This window comes from Alteromonas mediterranea DE (assembly GCF_000020585.3).
GTDB lineage: Bacteria > Pseudomonadota > Gammaproteobacteria > Enterobacterales > Alteromonadaceae > Alteromonas > Alteromonas mediterranea.
Genome location: NC_011138.3, coordinates 2,244,441 through 2,265,053, shown reverse-complemented (window position 1 = coordinate 2,265,053; position 20,613 = coordinate 2,244,441). Strand labels below are relative to the sequence as shown.

Here is a 20,613-nt window from a genome sequence, read left to right as displayed (position 1 = left end):
AAGGGCATTTATAAACTTGCAGAAAAAATGTACAGAAATATTGCGAAACTGTTGCGTTTAGTATTTTGGAACGCTCATTGACAAAAGAAAGCGCATAAGTGTTATGTATGGGAGTGGTGAAAGCTCGTATACCAAAGAGTAATTCTTCGCGTACAAAAAAGCTCTATGCGAGCCTTTCAAAGGATTTTATTTTTTTGTTGGCATCAATAATCATCCTAAAACGACCTTTAATACCATCAGACGTAACAAATTGCCTGAGCCTGTTGGTCGGTACCTGGACGCTTAGGCCTGATTCACTGACCATGACCACATCTGGCATAGATGGAACATAAAGCACCTCACATTGCTTGTAAGGTGCATTTATTGAAAAGTAAAAAACCGAGTCAGTTTGGCTAATGCTTGTCATAAGCAAGGCTTTTACTTACTTTTTCGAACACGTCTTTACTTAAGCCTTTATGATTTAATAAACGCCCAAGCTGCTGTTTCATCAATACTTGATGTTCGTTTGCAAACCCTTGCCACTGCGTTAGTGGTGTTACAATTCGCGCTGCTACTTGCGGGTTAACTGCATCGAGCTTAAGCAAATAGTCGGTAACAAACTTATACCCACTGCCATCTAATGCATGGAACCTTTCGCTGTTATAAAAAGCAAAACTTCCAATAACAGAACGTACGCGATTCGGGTTACTCATTGCGAACTGCGGGTGTTCACAAAGCATGGTAATAGTGGCAAAAATATCGTCACGATTTTGCGTAGCGTGAAGCGCAAACCACTTGTCTAATACCAGTGGGTCGTGATTCCACGTTGCTTCAAATCGTGCCATTAGGGTATCAAATGTCGCGGAATTACAATGTTGAGCGCTTCTTAGAGCCCCTAGTGTATCGGTCATGTTATCTGCAGCATCAAACTGCGCGACAATAGCGCCTTCATGTTGAGGTAACCGTGCTAAGTGTGCAAGCACCACATTCTTGCAGCGACGTTGGTTTACTGCGTCTTGCGTGTAACTGTATGATGCTGCATCTATGTTGTTAAATACTTGCAATAATTCTTGCTCAAGCGCTTGTGCAAATTGATCACAAAATGCTTTTCGCGCTTTCGAAAGTGCAGAAACGTTAATGTTACTGCGGCTTTGACACAAGGTTTCAAATGACGGGGTAACTAAGCACTCACCTAACAACTCAAGATTACTTTGCTCTTGTGCAATTGCTTGCTTGATGCCTTCCCAAATATCATTGCTAATCGCACAGCCTGGTGCATCTTCAATCTGTTTAATACAGCGGTCGTATAGGGTCTGCATTGCATCCCAACGATTAAACGGGTCTTTGGCATACTTAAAGATAGTGAGCAGTGATGCTGTATCAAGTGGGTTTTCGACTTTAGCCGGCGCAGAAAAATTACCCAACACCACAGGCGTTAATGAAGCATTTTCGGCATTTACGGTAAAACTCATCGAGGGCGCATTCAAAATTACCATGCCATTTTGAATCATCGACTCATTATCAGTGTATGTATTTCCTTCATCATCAATAATTTCAATGTTTACCGGAATATACAGCGATTCCTTTTCACTTTGATCAGACGTGGCGGGCGTATGTTGTGACAAGGTAAACGTATGGATAACGTCATCATTGTCATCGTTTTGAATTTTATGCTCGACAGAGATAACCGGTGTTCCGGACTGACTGTACCAACGTGCAAACTGGGTTAAATCTAAATCAGTAGCAGACTGCATAGCTGAAATAAAGTCGTCACATGTTACCGCTTGCCCATCATGGCGTTTAAAGTACTCATCCATTCCACGCCTAAAGCCATCTGGGCCTAAAAGCGTATGGAACATACGGATCACCTCAGCGCCTTTATCGTATACCGTAACCGTATAGAAGTTATTCATTTCAATCACTTCTTCGGGGCGGATAGGATGACTCATTGCGCTGGCGTCTTCAGCAAATTGGTGCTCTCGCATGACCCGCACATGTTTAATGCGATTACTAAGCGCTGATGTCATATCAGCACTGAACTGCTGGTCTCTAAATACCGTTAGCCCCTCTTTAAGACTTAGCTGAAACCAATCTCTGCAGGTGACGCGGTTGCCTGTCCAATTATGGAAGTATTCGTGTGCAATCACAGATTCTACATTGAAAAAATCATCGTCTGTCGCGCTTTCTTGGTCGGCCAGAACAAATTTGCTATTAAAAACATTAAGCCCTTTGTTCTCCATTGCCCCCATATTAAAGAAGTCGACGGCCACTATCATGTAGATATCAAGGTCGTATTCTAGGCCAAAGACGTCTTCATCCCACTTCATCGCCCGTTTCAATGATTCTAAGGCGAACACTCCTTGAGACTTTTTACCTTTATCAACATAAAGCTCAAGGGCGACTTCTTTACCACTGCTTGTCGTATAACTATCGGTAAGTAAATCAAAATCACCGGCAACAAGCGCAAAAAGGTAACAAGGTTTTGGGTGGGGGTCGTGCCATTTAACAAAGTGGCTGCTCGCTCCAATATCTCCTTTGTCAACTGGGTTACCGTTGGCTAGCAGCATAGGAATAGATTTATCAGCTACTACAGTAACCGTATAAACTGACAAGACGTCTGGGCGGTCCATAAAATACGTAATACGACGAAAGCCTTCAGCCTCACATTGTGTGCAATATGCGCCGCCTGAAAGGTACAAGCCCTCGAGTGCTTTATTGTGCTCAGGAGCAATAGTTGTCGTAATGACTAACTCAAACGTATCGAGTTCGCTGTTAATACTTAGCGTATTGTCACCAAGGGTGTAAAATTCTTCAGATAAAGCTTCGCCATTAACGGCTATGGCATTAAGCTCTAGTCCGTCCCCATCTAGCACTAAGGGAGCGTTGTGCGCGCCGTTACGCGCGATGGCAAGGGTACTAACAACCTTAGTTTCGGTTGGGTGAAGCGTAATGTGTAGGTCAACTGTCGCTATTGAAAAAGCGGGCGGCTGATAATCCGCCCGGCGTTTAGCTTGAACTGACATAGATCCTCCTAAAAGAAAGCCTACGTGGATGTAATGGAACGTTTTTTTAAACGGTTTCTTTACTGTTTACTTCAACCGTAGGTGGTGTGATTCGTAAAATCTTAATACCTAAATACGCATAGATAATAGCAAGGATCGGATTGATAACGTTAAAGAAAGCATAAAACACGTAGTCAAACGGATTCACAAGCAATACGCTGTGCATATAAGCACCACACGTGTTCCATGGAATAAGTGGAGAGGTAAGCGTGCCGCCATCTTCAAGGCTACGAGACAAGTTGAGTTGATCTAAACCACGCTTTTTAAACTCTTCTTTGTACATACGCCCTGGCATAACAATAGATATATACTGGTCAGCAGTAACAAGGTTTGTACCAAAACAAGTAAGAATAGTACGGCTGACCATATCGCCCGCCGATTTTGCGCCAAGTAAAATAGCAGATACCGCGCGTTTAAGTAGGCCAACCCGTTCAAGTACTGCGCCAAAAGACATTGCGCAAATGATTAGCCAAATAGTATTAAGCATGGATGACATACCACCGCGAGACAGCAAGCTATTTAAGTTCTCGTCGGGTGTAGAAAAGCTTACGCCGTCAAAAAGCGCCGTCCACACGACTTTTAGTGCGCCAACATTGGCTGAGTCGTCGCTGCTTGCCATAGACATTACTACATCCCACTGAAATACCACTGCCCAAACACCGCCTAACAGCGCACCGATAAATACCGCAGGAAACGCAGGCATTTTTTTAATGGCAAGTGTAAGCAATACAACCAACGGAATAAGCAGGTGCCAACCTAGGTCGAAGGAGGCATTTAAAAGCTGCTGCATTTGTTCAATGCGCTCTGCCTTAGCTTCGCCTACTTCACTGAATCCTAAGATGGTAAATAAAATAAGCGCGATAACAAAGCTTGGGATAGTAGTCCAAAGCATATAGCGAATATGTTCAAACAAATCGGTTCCAGCTACTGCGGGTGCTAAGTTTGTTGTTTCTGACAACGGAGAAATCTTGTCGCCGAAATACGCACCAGAAACCACTGCGCCTGCGGTTATCGCCGCTGACATTTCCATACCTGCGGATACGCCCATTAGCGCGACACCGACGGTAGCTGCGGTAGTCCAAGAACTTCCAATACTCATCGCTACAACGGCACAAATTAAACATGCTGCGGCATAGAAAAAAGAGGGGTTAAGTAACTCTAAACCAAAATATATTAGGGTTGGAACCGTACCCGCTAGCATCCAAGTACCGATAAGTGACCCAACAGCAAGAAGAATTAAGCAGGCACCTAGGGACATAGAAATACCGTCAACAATGCCCTTTTCTATCGTTTTCCAGCTATAGCCATTTTTCATGCCAATAATAGCAGCTAAACCCATAGCGAGAAGAAGTGCAATTTGGTTCGGGCCGTAAGACGAGTTATCAGCGAAAAGGTACACTGCGCTTCCCATCATTACTATAAGAGCAAGTATAGGAAGAAGTGCATCGAGAAGTGACGGCGTTTTTAATTCTTTATTCGTCATTGTCGTTTTTAAAAACCTTATTATTGTATTTACAACGGGCTACGCGTGTTGAATTCATTGTACACCGAGGGTTAAAACACCGAGCGATAGAACATCAACGCTATGATTACTGGGCAAACAAAGCGCACATACCACGGCCAGATTTTCCAAAAGATGCTGTGCTCAGCAAACTGATCGCCTTGCTTTAGTTCTTCTAATATTGCGTCTCGTCTCCATACCCACCCTGCAAATATGCAAAGCGCTAACCCTAGTAAGGGTTGGCTGTACTCGGTGGTAAGCGCAATAACAAAGCCAAACAGCAATTCAAAATTAAGAATAATGACGCAGCTTAAAATGAAGATAATGGTGGCCATCAGCAACACGGCTTTTTTGCGTTTTAAGCCTTTGCTTTCCACCATATAGGCGACCGGGACTTCTAGCATCGATATTGACGACGTGACCGCAGCAATGGCCATGAGTGCAAAAAACGTAAAGGCTACAAACAGACCGACAGTGCCAATGGTTTCGAATAAGGCAGGCAGTACCTTGAAAATAAGTGAGTCACCTTGAATTAACGCACCTTCTGGCGTAAAGATTTCCACACCGTTATTTAAAGCGACGTACATAGCGGGAATAATTAGCATACCTGCAATAACTGCCACGCCAATATCAACCAAGGCTACAGATGCACCAATGGTGGGTAAGTTTTCTTTTTTGCTTAAATACGAGCCGTAAACCAACATAGTGCCCACGCCTAAGGACATGGAAAAGAACGCCTGCCCCATGGCGTTGATAAGTAACTCTGGGTCTAACACGCGTGAAAAGTCGGGCACTAAATAGGCCGCCCAGCCTTCTGAAGCACCGGGTTGCAAACTTACATATACAATCAACGCAAGAATGAGAATAACCAAGGTGGGCATTAGTCGAACCGACCACTTCTCTATACCTGCTTTTACCCCACCGACAACAATAAATGCGGTTAAGCTCATGAAAAGAAAGCAAAATAAAATGTTACGCGTAACCGAAGAGGTAAGCAGCCAGTCACTTGCGCTAGATAGCCCGACTATATTGACTGCCGAGTCAGCGAAGTAAACCAGCATCCAACCGCCAACAATGGCATAAAAAGCAAGAATAAGTGAAACTGTAATACAGCCCCATATACCAGTTGCTCTACCAATGAAGTTACCGGATATTTTGCCTAAGGCATCAACCATGTTAGAACGTGAGCTGCGCCCTATTATAAGCTCAGCCATTAGAACGGGGTATGCAAGTACGAATGCGAGAAGTAAGTAGACGAGGACAAACGCTGCACCACCGTTACTCGCTACCTTGGTGGGAAAACCCCAGATATTGCCGAGTCCAACTGCCGAGCCTGCCGCTGCTAGCACGAACCCAATTCTAGAGGAAAATTCGCCTCTGATAGCCATGTTATTTCCCTTTATTATTGTTTTAATAATTTATAGACACAAAAAAAGGGCTGGCCCTAGACCAGCCCTTTCTTCTAATCATTTAGTTTCTTGTTATTGCGTAACGGCCTGTTTCAATCATATCGAAAGTTATATTGGCCGCTTCATCTAAGAATGGGTCTAATTCTTCCATATCTTCAGGTAGGTCGTCCAATGTTGAGACCGTTTCCATTCCCATACGCTGTAAACGTTCGTTAGCACGAGCAAGCGACTTTTCTTCCGCTTCTTTTTTCTCTGCTTCACGTTCAGACTTAACTAATGAAATAAAATCCTTGTCTTTATTTTCTTTATATTCCTTGATGTCTTCATGAATATAAGAAAATTCAGGATCTTGCATAATACGCTTATTGTGTTTAGCAGTCAGCACATCTAGCGCCGCGGTGCCATCAGCAAAGGTAGTGTAATTTGCACGATTAATGCTATCCCACGGCAATGCATTTTCAGCCTGACTCTCGCCCCACTCTGCAGGTTCTACGGCAGATGGATAAAGGATATCTGGAATTACACCTTTGTGCTGCGTGCTTCCGCCATCAATGCGATAGAACTTAGCAATAGTAAATTGAACACTACCTAATGGATTATCGTACAGGTCGTAAATTTTGCCTAAGCCGCGATGTTGTTGCACCGTGCCCTTACCAAAGGTTTGTTCACCGACGATTAATGCTCTGTTGTAGTCTTGCATGGCAGCTGCAAATATTTCCGACGCAGAGGCGCTGTATCTATCAACAAGTACAGTTAGCGGACCGTCGTACGCAACTTCACCATCGGTATCGCGGTTTACGCTAACCTTACTTTGGCCATAACGAATTTGAACCACTGGCCCTTTTTCAATGAATAGACCTGTTAGCAGTGTAGCTTCGGTAAGTGACCCGCCACCATTACCGCGTAAATCAACAATTACCCCTTTAACATTTTGTGCTTTTAAGCTTTCTATTTCTTTTGCAACATCCATGCTTAGGTTGTTGTAAAAACTTGGGATAGTAATAACGCCAAGGGGCTCATCTGCGTGAGGGCCTGTTTCAGGGACGTAAACCTCAGACTTAGCAGCCCGATCTTCAAGTTTGATCTTATCGCGGGTAAGGCTTACAACTGACGTGGTTTTCGACTCGGTCGCCCCTTTTTCGACTTGAAGACGAACCGTACTACCTTTTGGCCCTTTTATAAGCTCAACCACTTCGTCCAAACGCCAGCCGATAACATCGACGAATTCTTCATCGTCTTGCGCTACACCAACAATTTTGTCTTCCGGCTTAATTGCACCTGACTCATCGGCAGGACCGCCTGGAACAACACTTTTAATAACGGTGTAGTCGTCTTCACTTTGTAACACCGCGCCTATTCCTTCGAAAGACAAGTTCATGTCCATCTGGAAACGTTCGGCATTGCGGGGAGATAAATAACTTGTGTGCGCTTCAATTGTGCGTGCAAAAGCGTTCATTGCCGTTTGGAAAACGTCTTCGCTTTTTGCTTGCTTTGTACGTTTAATGGCACGTGTATAGCGTTTAGTTAGAAGCGCTTTCGCTTCTTCCCATGTCTTGTCAGCAAGAATAAGATTCAGCGCATCGTATTTAACACGTTGACGCCAAATTTCATCTAGCTCGGCTTTATTCGCCGGCCACTCAGCGTCTTCTCTATCATAAAAGAACTTGTCTCCTTCTTTTTCGAAGTCGAACGGCCCTTTTTCTAATAAGTCTAACGCGAATTCATAGCGTTCTATACGGCGTTTTGCGCTTACATTGTACATGTCATAAGCGACTGACAGGTTGCCTTTACTCAGCGCATCATCGAATAGCGTGCGATATTTTTCAAAACTCACAACGTCAGATAACAGTAAAACTTGCTTATTGTGATCTAACGAATCGATAAAGCGCTGATAAACTCGTGCCGAGAGGACGTCATCCAACGCGATTTCCTTGTAATGCGCTCTAGTGAAGAGTGCGCTTACTCGCTTAGCCGCAACACTGTGCTGAGATTCCTGCTGCAAAATAGGAAGCTCGTCTACTTCTGGTGTTGACGTAACAGCACCTGCTCCTACCCCAACGGTAAGAAAAGCACTGGCGATGGAAATTCGAAGGATGTCTCTCATATTTACGACCTCTTGGAGCGTGCCAAACGTAAAGCGTCTGCGTTTACTTTAACTACCATGCCTGAGTCTAGTTGAACGTGAATACCATCTTTAGCAACTTCGGTGATTACTGCTGGCATAGGTGCTTTACCTAATTTAACGGTAACTTGCGTACCTTGTTGTAAATCGCTATCTGTCAATTTCGCAGGTGGTGTTGTGTTTGGTCTGTTATTTTTCGGTTTAGTTCCACGCTTAGTATCAGCATGGTCCGAATTTGCAGATTTTTCACCTTTTGGACGGTTAAATTGACGTTTATCTTTGCGCTTGGGCTGTTGAGCTAGCTTAGCTTTGCGCTTTTCGGCAGCTTTAGCTTTGCTTTCATCTAGCTGTTGTTTAGCGTGGTCTGCATGCTCTTTTTCAATAGCATCGCCTTCTACGCCGTCTAAGTCCACGCGATTAGCACCTTCTTTGATGCTGTACAAATAACGCCAGCTGTTGGTGTAATGGCGAAGCGTTGAACGAAGTAATGTTTTACTTACGCGTTCATCTTCTTCTAAACGTTCGGCAAGATCTTGAAAAATACCGATCTTGAGTGGGCGGGCCTCGCCTTCAATGCTAAAACATTTCGGAAAGGTCTCTGCAAGGAAAGCTATTACTTCCTTACTATTGGTAAACTTCTCTGGTGATTCCATTAACTTTCTAAATTATTCAGGAGATTTCATCGTTAACTGCATCATCCCAAGTTGCCAGCGTGTGGTCAACCCAATCAAGCAATTCGTCGTCATCTATTTCTAATAAATGTCTATCTTGTTGCCAAGATTCCCATGCGTAGTGCAAAATTTGCTCTAAACGCTGTGTTTCAATATCTTCTTCGGCGTTGTCATAAACGGCATGTAGAATAAAGTTTAAACGTTCAGATGCCTCATCTGGGTCATCGTGAAAGTCTTCCATATCCTCAAACGTGGATAAAACAACGTGAATATCAACACTGGATTTCATAACTATTTCTGCGAATCCATAAGAATTTGAGCAATTTCAACAAGCCCTTTTTCGTCTTCTTCTGTAAAACGTTCAAATACAGGACTGTCGATATCAAGTACACCAACAAGGCTGTCATTTAGCACAAGAGGAACGACAATTTCCGAGTTTGATGCTGCATCACATGCAATATGACCTTCAAACTGATGGACATCAGCAATACGCTGTACGGTACGAGTACTTGCACTTGTACCGCAAACGCCTTTCCCTAATGGAATACGAATACATGCGGGTTGACCTTGAAACGGACCTAATACCAGCTGTTCTTCTTTGTAAAGATAAAAACCAGCCCAATTCACTTCTTCAAGGTGGTTGAATAAAAGCGCACTGATATTGGCCATATTGGCGATAAGGTCGTGTTCACCAGAAACCAAGCTTTTAGCTTGATTGATTAACTGGCTGTACTGTGGTTCTTTCAAACGATATTCCTGCTATTGAACAATTTTAAATGAGACATTTACACGCGCTTCAATACGTTCTTGACCAGGCAGCGACATAGACATGTCTTTGGCAAAAGCTTCGGCGCGCATTACTGGAATCGGCATATTGCCACCAGATTCAGAGATTGCAACTACTTCACCTACTTCAACCTCTAATTCTTTCGCTAATAAGTGTGCACGTTGCTTTGCGTTTTTAACCGCAGCGATAAGTGCTTTTTGATAAGCATCACCTTCACCAACAGAAATAAAGTTAAATTGTTGTATGCGGTCAACGCCTCGTTTAAGTACGCCATCGAGTACTTTGTCATAGGTTTCTAAATCAGTCGATGTAACAGTGATATCGCGAGATAACGTGAAGCCTTCTTGCTGTCTACCTTGAGGCGTATTTATATAGCGCGGTTGTAAGCGAACTTGCATACTTTGTATATGCTTTTGTTCAATGCCTTGCTCAAGCAGGAACGTAACAATAGCGCGCAAATCTGAATCGAGCTGGGTATTGAGTTTGCCTACGGTGTTGCCCTGCTCTTCAACAACAAGCGTTACAGAGTAAGCGTTGGGCGTCACCTCTATGGCACCTACCCCTTGTACACTTATGCTAGCGCTCTCGGCGGCGTGCGCACAGACAAATGGCGTTGATAACGCCAAGAACGCTGATGCTATAAGCGCTTTTGAAGGTATTGCATTTTTATTAAGCGAGAGTCGTTTCATAGGGTTTCCTTATTGATGGTGTTATTTAATGTAATCATCTTAGGTCTCATCAGACTTAAATGACAATGATTACTAAATACCAAGGATAAGCGTTTATAACTGAATAGTTTATGAATACTCGAGCTAACTGCATAGTAGCACTGAATATGAGCTAGGTTATCTGATACGTCGGTGAAACGTAGTTTTTACACGGTAAGGGCGCCGGGAAGCGATGAAAATAGTTGCCCCTTAGGCAACCAACTGGCCCTAGCGTCGGTGTTCACAAGCGGGTGAACACCGACGCTTAAGCTTACGAGACAAAAGCCTGTGCATTGGGGCTTTACTTTAATACAGCTCGAAGCGCAGCAAGGCAGTGGTCGATGTTACGCGGCTTGCACGCGTATCCCATTAAACCAATGCGCCATACTTTGCCTGCGTGTTCACCCAAGCCAGCGCCTATTTCTAGGTTGAAGTCTTCCAACAGTTGCTTGCGAACCGAAGCATCGTCTATGCCTTCTGGAATTTTTACTACGTTTAACTGAGGTAAACGGTAGTTGCTATCTACGGTTAATTCTAATCCTAAATCATGCAAACCAGCAGCCAGCTTCTCATGGCCATCGGCATGGCGTTTCCACGCATTTTCTAACCCCTCTTCTCTTAAAATAAGAAGCGCTTCATACATGGCATACATACTATTTACTGGTGCCGTGTGGTGATAAGCGCGCTTAGCGCCTTGCCCCCAATAGCCAACAATAAGGTTCATATCTAAAAACCAGCTTTGTACTTTGGTTTTCCGGTTCTGTATAACGTTCACTGCTCTTTCACTAAATGAAACAGGTGAAATACCTGGAACGCAGCTCAAACATTTTTGTGAACCTGAATAAATTGCATCAATTTCCCAACCGTCTACATCTAACTCAATACCACCTAACGAAGTAACGGCATCAACGATACTTAGGCAGTCGTACTGTTTAGCGAGAGCACAAAGTGCCTGGGCTTCATTACGTACGCCAGTGGACGTTTCGGCGTGTACGAAAGCAAGTACCTTGATAGCAGGGTCTGCTTTTAACGCATCTTCTACTGCATTTAAATCGGTTTGCTCGCCCCATGTATTGTTGACGGTTATCGCTACCCCGCCACAGCGTTCAACATTTTCGACCATGCGCATGCCAAACACGCCGTTTATGCAAACCAGGACTTTATCGCCTGGCTCTACAAGGTTCACAAAACACGCTTCCATTCCCGCCGAACCAGGTGCGGAAATTGGCATTGTTAACGCATTCTCGGTTTTAAAAGCGTACTGAAGTAGTTGTTTGGTCTGGTCCATTAATTCAATGAACAACGGGTCTAAATGACCAAGTGTTGGCCTTGCCATAGCATTCAGTATGCGAGGGTTAACGTCGGACGGTCCAGGTCCCATCAAGGTGCGTTCAGGGGGAATAAAAGTAGATAGCGATTGCATAATCCATCCTCTTAGCGATGTAAGGCGTGTTTATAATATTAATATCGTAATCCATAGTTACGATAACTTTCGACATACTACAATGTTAATAAAAAGGAACAACCACCTGTTCCCAAGATAAATAACATGAATGGGAAATTGGTTATAGATTCTAAATCGTATATATAGAACACTAAGTAAGAAGCGCTAAATAAAAGTAGATAGCAAATGGGTAGTGAAATAGCCGTTGAGCGAAGCACATCCGACCAGATTGTAGTCACTTGATAAGCATAGGTTTAGTACTACAATTAGCCTAAGTTAAGGTGTGTAAGATAAAATTCACACAAAAATTGTTTAAAAAATATCCAACCGTATTCTATAATTAAATTCTGTTTGGAAGATTTTGTTATAACTCTCCCAGTAAAAGTTAGCGCACGGCTCAGCAATGAGCCATTCCCCTAGGCCCGGAACGTTTGTTCTGGGCATTTTTTATGGGGTACGCGAAAGTTAAGTTAAAAGATACTACTCGTTTATTAACGTTAGTGACGCTAGATAGTTTTTAGCGTTCTCAACATAATGCGCCGCCGACGCTTGTAGTTTAGGCTCTACGCTACTATCGAAACTTCTGATTACTTTTCCGGGTGAGCCAACAACTAAACTGTAATCGGGAATTTCCATGTTTTCGGTGATTAGTGCGTTCGCGCCAATAATACAATACTTGCCAATTTTAGCGCCGTTCAGCACAACAGCACTGATACCCACCAGCGAATAATCGCCAATTTCACACCCGTGAAGCATGACTTTGTGCCCAACAGTTACACCGATACCAAGAGTTAGTGGAATACCCGCGTCTGTATGAAGCACACTACCGTCTTGTACATTAGTGTTTTCACCCACTGTTATCTTGTCCATATCCCCGCGTATTACGGCATTGAACCAGACGCTAGCGCCTTTTTTCAGTTCAACATTACCAATAACGTGGGCGCCCGGCGCAATAAATACGCTTTTATGAACATCAGGTGTTTCTGAACCTAACTTATAACGCATGCCTATCTCCCTATTCATCTACTTTTCTCATTAACCCTTCTTGCATGGTTGAGGCAATAAGTTCACCACTTTGGTTAAATATTTGACCTCTAACCAAGCCTCTAGAACCACCACTAAAAAGGACTTTCCCATTGCATATAACATCCATTCATTCATGCTAATTGGGCGATGAAACCACATAGCATGATCAATGGTTGCAATTCGAAGAGACTTATCGGTCACTGCAACGCCGTGTGGCTGTAGCGATGTGCTAAGAAAGTGGTAATCTGACGCGTAAGCAAGTGCAGCTTGGTGCACGGCTAATTGCGCATCCATTGTGTCTCTTGCTTTTAGCCAAATATAACGAGTAGGCTCACGCTTAGCTGAGTGATATGAATTAGCAGCATCTACAGTGCGAATATCTACCGGTTTATGGTAGCTCAATGCTTCTTGCATAGGACGCGCAATTTTGTTGAAGTTCGCTTCGTAAAACTCTATGTCAGACTGAACGTCTTCAGGCGCCGGAACGTCTGGCATGGTGGGGTTTTGATGCTCCATACCATCTTGTGGCACCTGGAAAGATGCCGTCATGTAAAAAATATTTCTGCCATCTTGTATCGCTTTCACTCGACGCGCTGAAAAGCTTCTTCCGTCGCGTACTATTTCAACATCGTAAACAACCGGTTTTTTAGCATCGCCTGGCAATAAGAAGTAGGTATGAAATGAGTGCGCCACTCTGTCTGGTGATACTGTCTCATAGGCTGCCGCCAGTGCTTGCCCCAAAACCTGCCCGCCAAATAAAGCTCTAAAGCCTAAATCCCAGCTCTGACCCCGATAGATGCCAGCTTCCACTGTTTCGAGTTCAAATAGTGACGATAGTTTAATTTCAGACATGTTGTACGTTCTCTTCAATAACTGCTTTGGGGTTTCGCGGATAATACTTCTCGGGCAATTTTGCTTTGTGCTCAAAAAAGCGTGTATCTTTATAGGGTAACTTCATAAACCCTGATATGCCTAGCCCTTTTATGTTAGGAATTTGTTTGACAAGCTTTGCTAATAGGGTTTTAAACCGCTGCTCTTGACTATGATCGAGCAACGTATAGTAATTGTGAATTTTGAGGTGAGTTGGCAATGCTTCAAATATTATACACCCTGTGTGATGTATGGAGTTAAGCTGAATAATGGTATCAATGATATCTTGTGGTAGCTTTAGTAGCTCATCCGGGTCGTCGCCATCTTCAAAATAAGAGTGAGTTCTACTTTCATCTTTTTGCGCTGACACTTTTGATAGTTCATAGGGAATAGCCATAGCTTTTGAAGGAATAAATTTTTCTTCCTCGCTCTCACGCTCAATATGAAGCGTATTTTTAGCGTTAAACATACAGCACTTAAAGACGGCGGGTTTGTGAATGGCGCTAGCCAGGTTAATAACGTTATTAACAGCCAGTTCAAACGCTGCCTTCAACGTTTCATCGTATAAATTAAGGCTTGAATCAACATATATGCCTTCGGGCTCCCAGCGCACGGCTATGCCGCCAACAACAGGATAGCGGCCTAATCTACTAATTGCAGATACAAACGCTTTCTCAGTATCGCCCATACCTTGAAGATAGTTTTTATAGTAGCGATCGAACTGAGCATCGTCGATATAGCGTAATTCCTCTGCACCTTTTTCATCAAAGCCATCCGTTAAACGCGCTTGCTGCCTTAAATAGGATTTCCTCGAGCTGTATACAACGGTTTCTATATCTGCTCGAGTGTGAGTCAGCCATGTAGGAATTAACGGTGTGTATTGATGAGGCGTATCATCGGTAAATACCATGTTTTTTAAAACGTGAAGATGATTAAACAAATAGTCACCGCCCTGGCGCCGTTTTACCGGGTCTTCACTAAGCATATATTCCAATATATTGGCTAACATTTTAGGCAGGCCTAACGACGATGGTGTAATGACCTTACTGCCATAACGGCAGGATTGACCCGATGCTAGTGCGTAAAGGGTACTGGCTAACCCCTGTTCGTCAAAACGTGGGCTTGAAAGTGCGCCGTTTAGCTGCTCCTCGCCAATAAAATAAACATCACCAAGTCGCGCATTAGTTTGGTGAAGCTCACCAGACATCAAGTCCATGACATTATTGCCAACATATTGACCGGAAATGTCTGTTTGAGCGAACACCGACGACCCCCAATCTATAAGCCCAACCGTCTCAGTAGCTTTATCCCATACTAAATTTGACGGTTTAATATCTCCATGAACAATGGGTTTTATTTCGCCGTTTTCGCTGTATTGCCTGAAGTTAGATAAAAGCTCTCCCACCTGAACGGCAATTTTTACGATGATACGCGGCGGTAAAGGCCCGGTTTTAAGGCTTACTTTCTCTAAATCTTCACCTGGGGCTAAGCCCATTACTAAGATAGACTGCTTGCGGATTTGTTGGTATTCGATAAAGCGAGGGACAAACTCGTGATTGATGTGAGAAAGCATAAACGCTTCCTCTTCTAGTCTGTCTTGTACGTGCTGAGGTAGCGTTATTCGTGAAAATTTAAAAACCCTTGCTTCACCGCTTGGGTCGCTGCCTGCAAACGCGAAACCAAAGGCCCCTTTACCTAACAGTTCAATATCCCTATAGCCCAAGCTTTCTAACTGAGAAATACATAAATTCACCCAGTCTTTCAGCTTTTTTGCGTCGGCGTGAGAGAGCAGATAAATTGACTGTTCATCTGGTATATAAAAGTGTTTTAGGCCTTTAAGTTGCGACATCGTGTTATTTTCACTTTAACGTTTCACTGCCTGCGAGCGTGACCATGCATTAATTTTGCTATACTCAGCGCTAGCTGCATGGGCGAACTACCATCAGTGATCTTCGTTTATCCAGCTCACATGGGTTGATGCACTACTGTCACTGCTTTTTGCGCCTAATTGCAGTACAACGTTCTGTAACGCTGATTCAAGTTGGCTATCAAGCTGCCATGGTGGGTTCAAAACAAAAACCCCAGAACCATACATGCCCGCTTCTGGCGTATTTTTTTCTACACAAATCTCGGCTTTAAAACAGGGCTTTCCTAAGGCGGCAAGCTTATCGCACATAAGTTCGCTTGCCCCATGTTTAGCGCCAGCCCTTTCAGACAATAGGGGGTACCAAACTACGATTTGCGCTTGTTGCCAACGTTTGAAAACTTGTTCTACACCTTTTATTACCTCGCCATATTCGGATGCGCGCTCGTAGGGTGGATCTATTAAAATAGCGCCTCGATTAGGTTTAGGTGGCGTAAGCGCTCTTAAACCTTCGTAGCCATCTCGCTTGTGAACATGCATTTTACGCAAATGCAATTTACCCATATTGGCTTCTAACTTATCGAACTCGGCGGGGTGAAGCTCCATTAAGTGTAAGTTATCGGTAGCGCGTTTCGCTGTCGCACTTATTGCAGGTGACCCGGGGTATTGATGCTTTGCTAAGAAGGGTTCACATAACGTCAGATAATTTTTCAAAAGCTCTGGTAGCGAATCATGTTCAGCGCCCGTGTTTATAATTCGCGAAATGCCTGTTTCGTATTCTTTGTTTTTCGATGACATTGCATCGTTTAAGTCGTACGTACCAGCACCTGCATGGGTATCGAAAAGAGTAAAGGGCTTATCTTTCTTCTTTAGTGAATTGATAACGCCTATCCAACATAGGTGCTTTATAACATCGGCATGATTACCAGCGTGAAATGCGTGTTGATAACTAAGCACAAAACCTCTGAAACATTGTTTTTCATATATAGCCTATGATAACGCCATAGCCGCACGAGGTACACAAAACAAAAAAGGGTTAATACGCCTATGTATCAACCCTTTTGTTGTTAATGCAATTTGCTTGGTACTTGACCAAGGCCATAGCGGTTGCGATTTTTACGCGGTTTACCTTAGATGCATCAGCATTTTTTCAGGTTGCGTTAAGTAGCTCATCCACAAATTATTGAAGCGAACCATAGTCGCACCATCAATAATGCGGTGATCGCCAGACCAGTTCACAGCCATAATGTGTTGTGCGCTCACGTTTCCTTCTTCATCAAAACGCGGTAACTTTTGCGTTTTCCCTAACGCTACAATTGCAGCTTCTGGTTTATTGATAACCGGCGTAGCGGTAATGCCACCAATAGCACCGATATTTGAGATACTAATTGTGCCACCTTTTAAGTGTTCGCCCGCAACGCGCCCTGCTCTTGCCTGCTCAATAATGTCTTGCATTTGTTCTGCAATATCTAGCAGCGACAAATCTTGAACCCGTTTGATGTTGGGAACCAGTAGGCCAATTTTAGAATCTACTGCAAAACCAATATTGTGATCGCTAAAATAACTGATCTCGGTAGCATCTTCGTTTAGCTGACTGTTGATAGCTGGGAATTCATTCAGCGCAAGCGACATCGCTTTAACAAAAAATGGCATAAAGCTAAGTTTGATATTTTTTGCTTCAAACTCGGGTTTAAGCAGTTTACGTAGTGCCATTAAGCTGTCCATGACAAGCTCATCGCTTACCGTAAAGTGCGGAATGGTATACACAGACGCCGACATCTGTTTCGCCATGGCCGCTTGAATACCGCGCACTTTTTCAGTTCTTACGTCACCAGGCGTTATTGTGTTGATGTCCCGCTTAGCTGACGCGTTAGGCGTTGCTGTGCTATGTGCTGCTTGCTCTTTCGACGTCTCATTACTGTTGCTATCAAGGTTTATAACATCAGTTTTTAGAATACGGCCTTTCTTCCCGGAACCCTTAACGGTATTCAAATCGATGTTATTTTCTCGAGCAACCCGTCTTACAGCCGGACTTGCCAACACTTTCCCAGGTATCGCAACCGGAGCCTCAAACTCACCTTCTTTAAATTTTGACAGCTCAACCGTAGTTGACGTCTGTTGCTTAGTTGTTGCTTCTGAAGACCGTGCTTTTTCAGCGCTCGTGCCTTGATAAGTCGAATGACTTTCTGACTGGTCAGTGCCTCCCTCTACTTCTAATGAAAACAGCGCGCTATGGACCTTAGCTATATCACCTTGTGCGTAATACAGTCGATGTACCGTTCCCGCGTTCTTTGCCGGTATTTCAACCACCGCTTTATCTGTCATTACTTCAACGACAGCCTGGTCTTCTTCTATGACATCGCCTTCAGATACGTTCCACTTAACGATTTCACATTCAACAATTCCCTCACCAATGTCTGGTAAGATAAAATCTTCAACCTGTTTATTTGCATTCGCGTTTGAAGTCGAAGTTGGCAGGTCTACAACCACATCGGTGGTTTCTACAGCAGTATCGGCTGATGCCTGTTCATTATGCGCTATATCCGTTGCATCCGGCGTCATGGAAAAAAGCGGCGCGTGAACTTTCGCTATATCGCCAACGGCGTAATGAAGTTTGTTCACTACACCTGCATGCATAGCAGGAATTTGAACCGTAGCTTTGTCTGTCATAACTTCAGCAACAGGCTGGTCTTCCTCTATGTGCTCTCCCTCTGACACTAACCACTCAAGCAGTTCACATTCAACAATACCTTCACCAATATCCGGTAAGATAAATTCAATTGTCATATCATCGTCTCCCGGTTTTAATAATGAAGCGTACGCTTAATTGCTTCGTAGGTTTTAGTTTCATCTGGCATATATTCTTTTTCATGTGCCAATGGATATGGCGTATCAAGACCACAGACCCTAGCTATAGGTGCTTCAAGGTACAAGAAACAGCGTTCTTGTATGGTTGCAGCTATTTCGCTAGCAAAGCCCCCTGTAAGCGGTGCTTCATGGTTAACCAGTAATCGTCCTGTTTTCATTACCGACTGCATAACGGTTTCAGCATCCCACGGTAAAATACTGCGCAAGTCGATTATTTCGCATGACACGCCATCTTCTAACGCCATCTCAGCAGCTTTTTGCAGTATTTCGATTTGAGCACCCCACCCTAGTAACGTAATATCGCTACCTTCTTGTACTATGTCGGCTTTACCTAACGGCAACTCATAATCTTCTTCTGGTACATCAGACACCGAAGCGCGGTACAAACGCTTAGGCTCCATAAACAACACCGGGTTTTTATCACGGATTGACGCCAGTAACAGCCCCTTGGCCTGGTAAGGGTTACGTGGGATTACAATTTTCAAACCCGGGCAATGGGCAAAAAAGGCTTCCGGCGATTGACTGTGGTAATGACCGCCAGCAATCCCACCACCATAAGGAGTACGAATAGTTAACGTGCCCACATCGAACTGTCCACCAGAGCGATATCGCCATTTTGCGGTTTCGTTTACTATTTGATCGAAAGCGGGAAAGATATAATCACCAAACTGAATTTCGGCCACAGGCACCGAGCCTTGGGATGCCAAACCATTGGCAAATCCGATGATGCCCTGTTCGGTTAGCGGCGTATTGAAACAGCGGGCTTTACCAAACTTCTCTTGTAGATGACTCGTTGCACGAAAAACACCGCCGAAATGGCCTACATCTTCACCGAAAACCATGACTTTTTCATCGTCGGTCATGGCTGTGATGAGCGCGTTATTGATAGCTTGTAGTAAGTTCATCTTCGCCATTACTTCACTCTCCCTGCGGTTTTAGGGTACATCTTCGGGTACTTTTTGATATGTGACTTAAGCTCGTTTATTTGTTCTTTTAGGTGCCAAGGTGGTGTGTCATACACGTCTTCAACAATGTCCTCAACGGCACATATATCGGTTTTCTCGCAGTTTTTCATTGCAGCCAATACATCTTGACGCGCTTTCTCTACGCGTTTTTGATTGTCGGCTTCGTTGTACCACCCTTTGCTCTCTAACCATTTCGCCATTCGAGCAATAGGGTCTTTGGCTCGCCATTTGTCTTCTTCTTCACGAGAGCGATACCCTGTCGGGTCATCCGACGTAGAGTGTGCAGCTAAGCGATATGTCATTGCTTCGATAAGTACAGGGCATTTTTCTTCTATAGCGATGCGACGGGCTTCTTTGGTTGCCGCATAGATCGCAAGAGCATCGTTTCCATCTACGCGAATGGTTTTTACTCCATAGCCTAGCCCTCTTGACGCAATACCGTCGCCAGCAAACTGCTCTTCTGCTGGTGTTGAAATGGCGTAGCCGTTATTTCGGCAGAAGAATATAACCGGGCAATTAAGTACCGCAGCCATATTTAACCCCGCGTGAAAATCTCCCTCTGATGCAGCACCTTCACCGAAGTAACATATAGTGACAACATCTTTACCCGACATTTTTTGCCCGTAAGCATAACCGGATGCTTGGGGAATCTGCGTCCCTAGGGGCGAAGAAATTGTCATGAAATTAAGGGTTTTGTCTCCGTAATGGATAGGCATTTGACGTCCCTTATTTGGGTCGTCTTTATTGCTGAACATTTGATTCATGAACTGATCTGTAGTGTAACCGCGATAGGCAAGCGCACCCTGTTCGCGGTATTGAGACATGATCATGTCATCATTTGAAAGCGCAGCCGCACTCGCTACCGAAGCCGCCTCTTCACCCGTACTGGCGAGATAGAAACTAATACGACCTTGGCGCTGTGCACCTACCATGCGTTCATCTAATACTCGGATGTAATGCATGGTATTAAAAATTTTTAATGCCTCTTCCTTGTCGATGTTAGGCTCTTGGGCGTTTTTAATAAGTTCTCCCTGTTCAGAAAGAACCTGCAACATAGGGATATCAACCACCCCTTTAGAAATAATCTCGACCTTATTTGTTGTTTTTACTTCGGCCAAATGGTTTCTGTCTTTCACGTTTGTTCCCCTTAAAACTGAGGGCTAATAGCGACTTTATAGTGAATGACTATGCTAGTAGAGAGGAAGCAGGAGCGTCCTTTTTATTCGCCAACGATTTATCAAATGCATGAGATAGCCATACTCAATGATGTGCTCTTGTGGGGATAACTATCCTAATAAAGTAAATGCTATGTAAAATTATTGATAAATAGTTAGGATA

Annotated in this window: 16 protein-coding genes and 1 pseudogene; all 17 read right to left on the bottom strand. The window is 43.9% G+C overall.

From position 1 onward, the window contains the following. Positions 1 to 163: 163 nt before the first annotated feature. Positions 164 to 319 (bottom strand): DUF2835 family protein, encoded by a 156-nt coding sequence (locus MADE_RS20885; protein ID WP_014976595.1) that lies wholly within the window; start codon positions 317 to 319, stop codon positions 164 to 166. Positions 320 to 392: 73 nt separating this feature from the next. Then, entirely contained in the window at positions 393 to 3,002 is a 2,610-nt protein-coding gene (gene pepN / locus MADE_RS10070) for an aminopeptidase N (protein ID WP_012518493.1), read from the bottom strand. A 46-nt stretch (positions 3,003 to 3,048) separates the two neighbouring features. Then, the gene (gene nhaC / locus MADE_RS10065; protein WP_012518492.1) at positions 3,049 to 4,524 is read right to left on the bottom strand and encodes a Na+/H+ antiporter NhaC; all 1,476 of its coding nucleotides are present in this window, start codon (positions 4,522 to 4,524) and stop codon (positions 3,049 to 3,051) included. Between the two features lie 71 nt (positions 4,525 to 4,595). After that, positions 4,596 to 5,930, bottom strand: coding sequence for a sodium-dependent transporter (locus MADE_RS10060; RefSeq protein ID WP_020743615.1), 1,335 nt, complete (start codon positions 5,928 to 5,930; stop codon positions 4,596 to 4,598). A gap of 82 nt (positions 5,931 to 6,012) precedes the next feature. After that, the gene (prc, locus tag MADE_RS10055; protein ID WP_012518490.1) at positions 6,013 to 8,055 is read right to left on the bottom strand and encodes a carboxy terminal-processing peptidase; all 2,043 of its coding nucleotides are present in this window, start codon (positions 8,053 to 8,055) and stop codon (positions 6,013 to 6,015) included. A 2-nt stretch (positions 8,056 to 8,057) separates the two neighbouring features. After that, positions 8,058 to 8,726 (bottom strand): RNA chaperone ProQ, encoded by a 669-nt coding sequence (proQ, locus tag MADE_RS10050; RefSeq protein ID WP_012518489.1) that lies wholly within the window; start codon positions 8,724 to 8,726, stop codon positions 8,058 to 8,060. A gap of 16 nt (positions 8,727 to 8,742) precedes the next feature. Further along, entirely contained in the window at positions 8,743 to 9,033 is a 291-nt protein-coding gene (locus tag MADE_RS10045) for a hypothetical protein (RefSeq protein ID WP_012518488.1), read from the bottom strand. A gap of 2 nt (positions 9,034 to 9,035) precedes the next feature. Continuing rightward, positions 9,036 to 9,491, bottom strand: a complete 456-nt coding sequence (locus tag MADE_RS10040) for a GAF domain-containing protein (RefSeq protein ID WP_012518487.1) — start codon at positions 9,489 to 9,491, stop codon at positions 9,036 to 9,038. Positions 9,492 to 9,503: 12 nt separating this feature from the next. Next, positions 9,504 to 10,220 (bottom strand): SIMPL domain-containing protein, encoded by a 717-nt coding sequence (locus MADE_RS10035; RefSeq protein ID WP_020743614.1) that lies wholly within the window; start codon positions 10,218 to 10,220, stop codon positions 9,504 to 9,506. Between the two features lie 319 nt (positions 10,221 to 10,539). Next, positions 10,540 to 11,661 carry a pyridoxal-phosphate-dependent aminotransferase family protein gene (locus MADE_RS10030; protein ID WP_012518485.1) on the bottom strand — a complete coding sequence of 374 codons (1,122 nt, stop codon included), beginning with the start codon at positions 11,659 to 11,661 and terminating at the stop codon, positions 10,540 to 10,542. 501 nt (positions 11,662 to 12,162) lie between these two features. Next, positions 12,163 to 12,687, bottom strand: coding sequence for a gamma carbonic anhydrase family protein (locus tag MADE_RS10025; RefSeq protein WP_012518484.1), 525 nt, complete (start codon positions 12,685 to 12,687; stop codon positions 12,163 to 12,165). A 10-nt stretch (positions 12,688 to 12,697) separates the two neighbouring features. Continuing rightward, positions 12,698 to 13,560, bottom strand: a pseudogene (gene tesB, locus MADE_RS10020) (acyl-CoA thioesterase II). Next, on the bottom strand, positions 13,553 to 15,427 hold the full coding sequence (locus MADE_RS10015; protein WP_012518448.1) for a protein kinase domain-containing protein: 1,875 nt from the start codon (positions 15,425 to 15,427) through the stop codon (positions 13,553 to 13,555). Before MADE_RS10015 ends, tesB begins: the two are co-directional and overlap by 8 nt. 93 nt (positions 15,428 to 15,520) lie before the next feature. Beyond that, positions 15,521 to 16,399 carry a 23S rRNA (adenine(2030)-N(6))-methyltransferase RlmJ gene (locus MADE_RS10010; RefSeq protein ID WP_012518447.1) on the bottom strand — a complete coding sequence of 293 codons (879 nt, stop codon included), beginning with the start codon at positions 16,397 to 16,399 and terminating at the stop codon, positions 15,521 to 15,523. A gap of 168 nt (positions 16,400 to 16,567) precedes the next feature. Continuing rightward, positions 16,568 to 18,229: a dihydrolipoyllysine-residue acetyltransferase gene (locus MADE_RS10005; protein ID WP_012518446.1), complete on the bottom strand. Its 1,662-nt coding sequence runs from the start codon at positions 18,227 to 18,229 to the stop codon at positions 16,568 to 16,570. Between the two features lie 17 nt (positions 18,230 to 18,246). Next, positions 18,247 to 19,224 (bottom strand): alpha-ketoacid dehydrogenase subunit beta, encoded by a 978-nt coding sequence (locus tag MADE_RS10000; protein ID WP_012518445.1) that lies wholly within the window; start codon positions 19,222 to 19,224, stop codon positions 18,247 to 18,249. Further along, positions 19,224 to 20,411 (bottom strand): thiamine pyrophosphate-dependent dehydrogenase E1 component subunit alpha, encoded by a 1,188-nt coding sequence (locus tag MADE_RS09995; RefSeq protein ID WP_012518444.1) that lies wholly within the window; start codon positions 20,409 to 20,411, stop codon positions 19,224 to 19,226. The genes MADE_RS10000 and MADE_RS09995 overlap by 1 nt, the downstream gene beginning before the upstream one ends. Between the last annotated feature and the right edge of the window lie 202 nt (positions 20,412 to 20,613).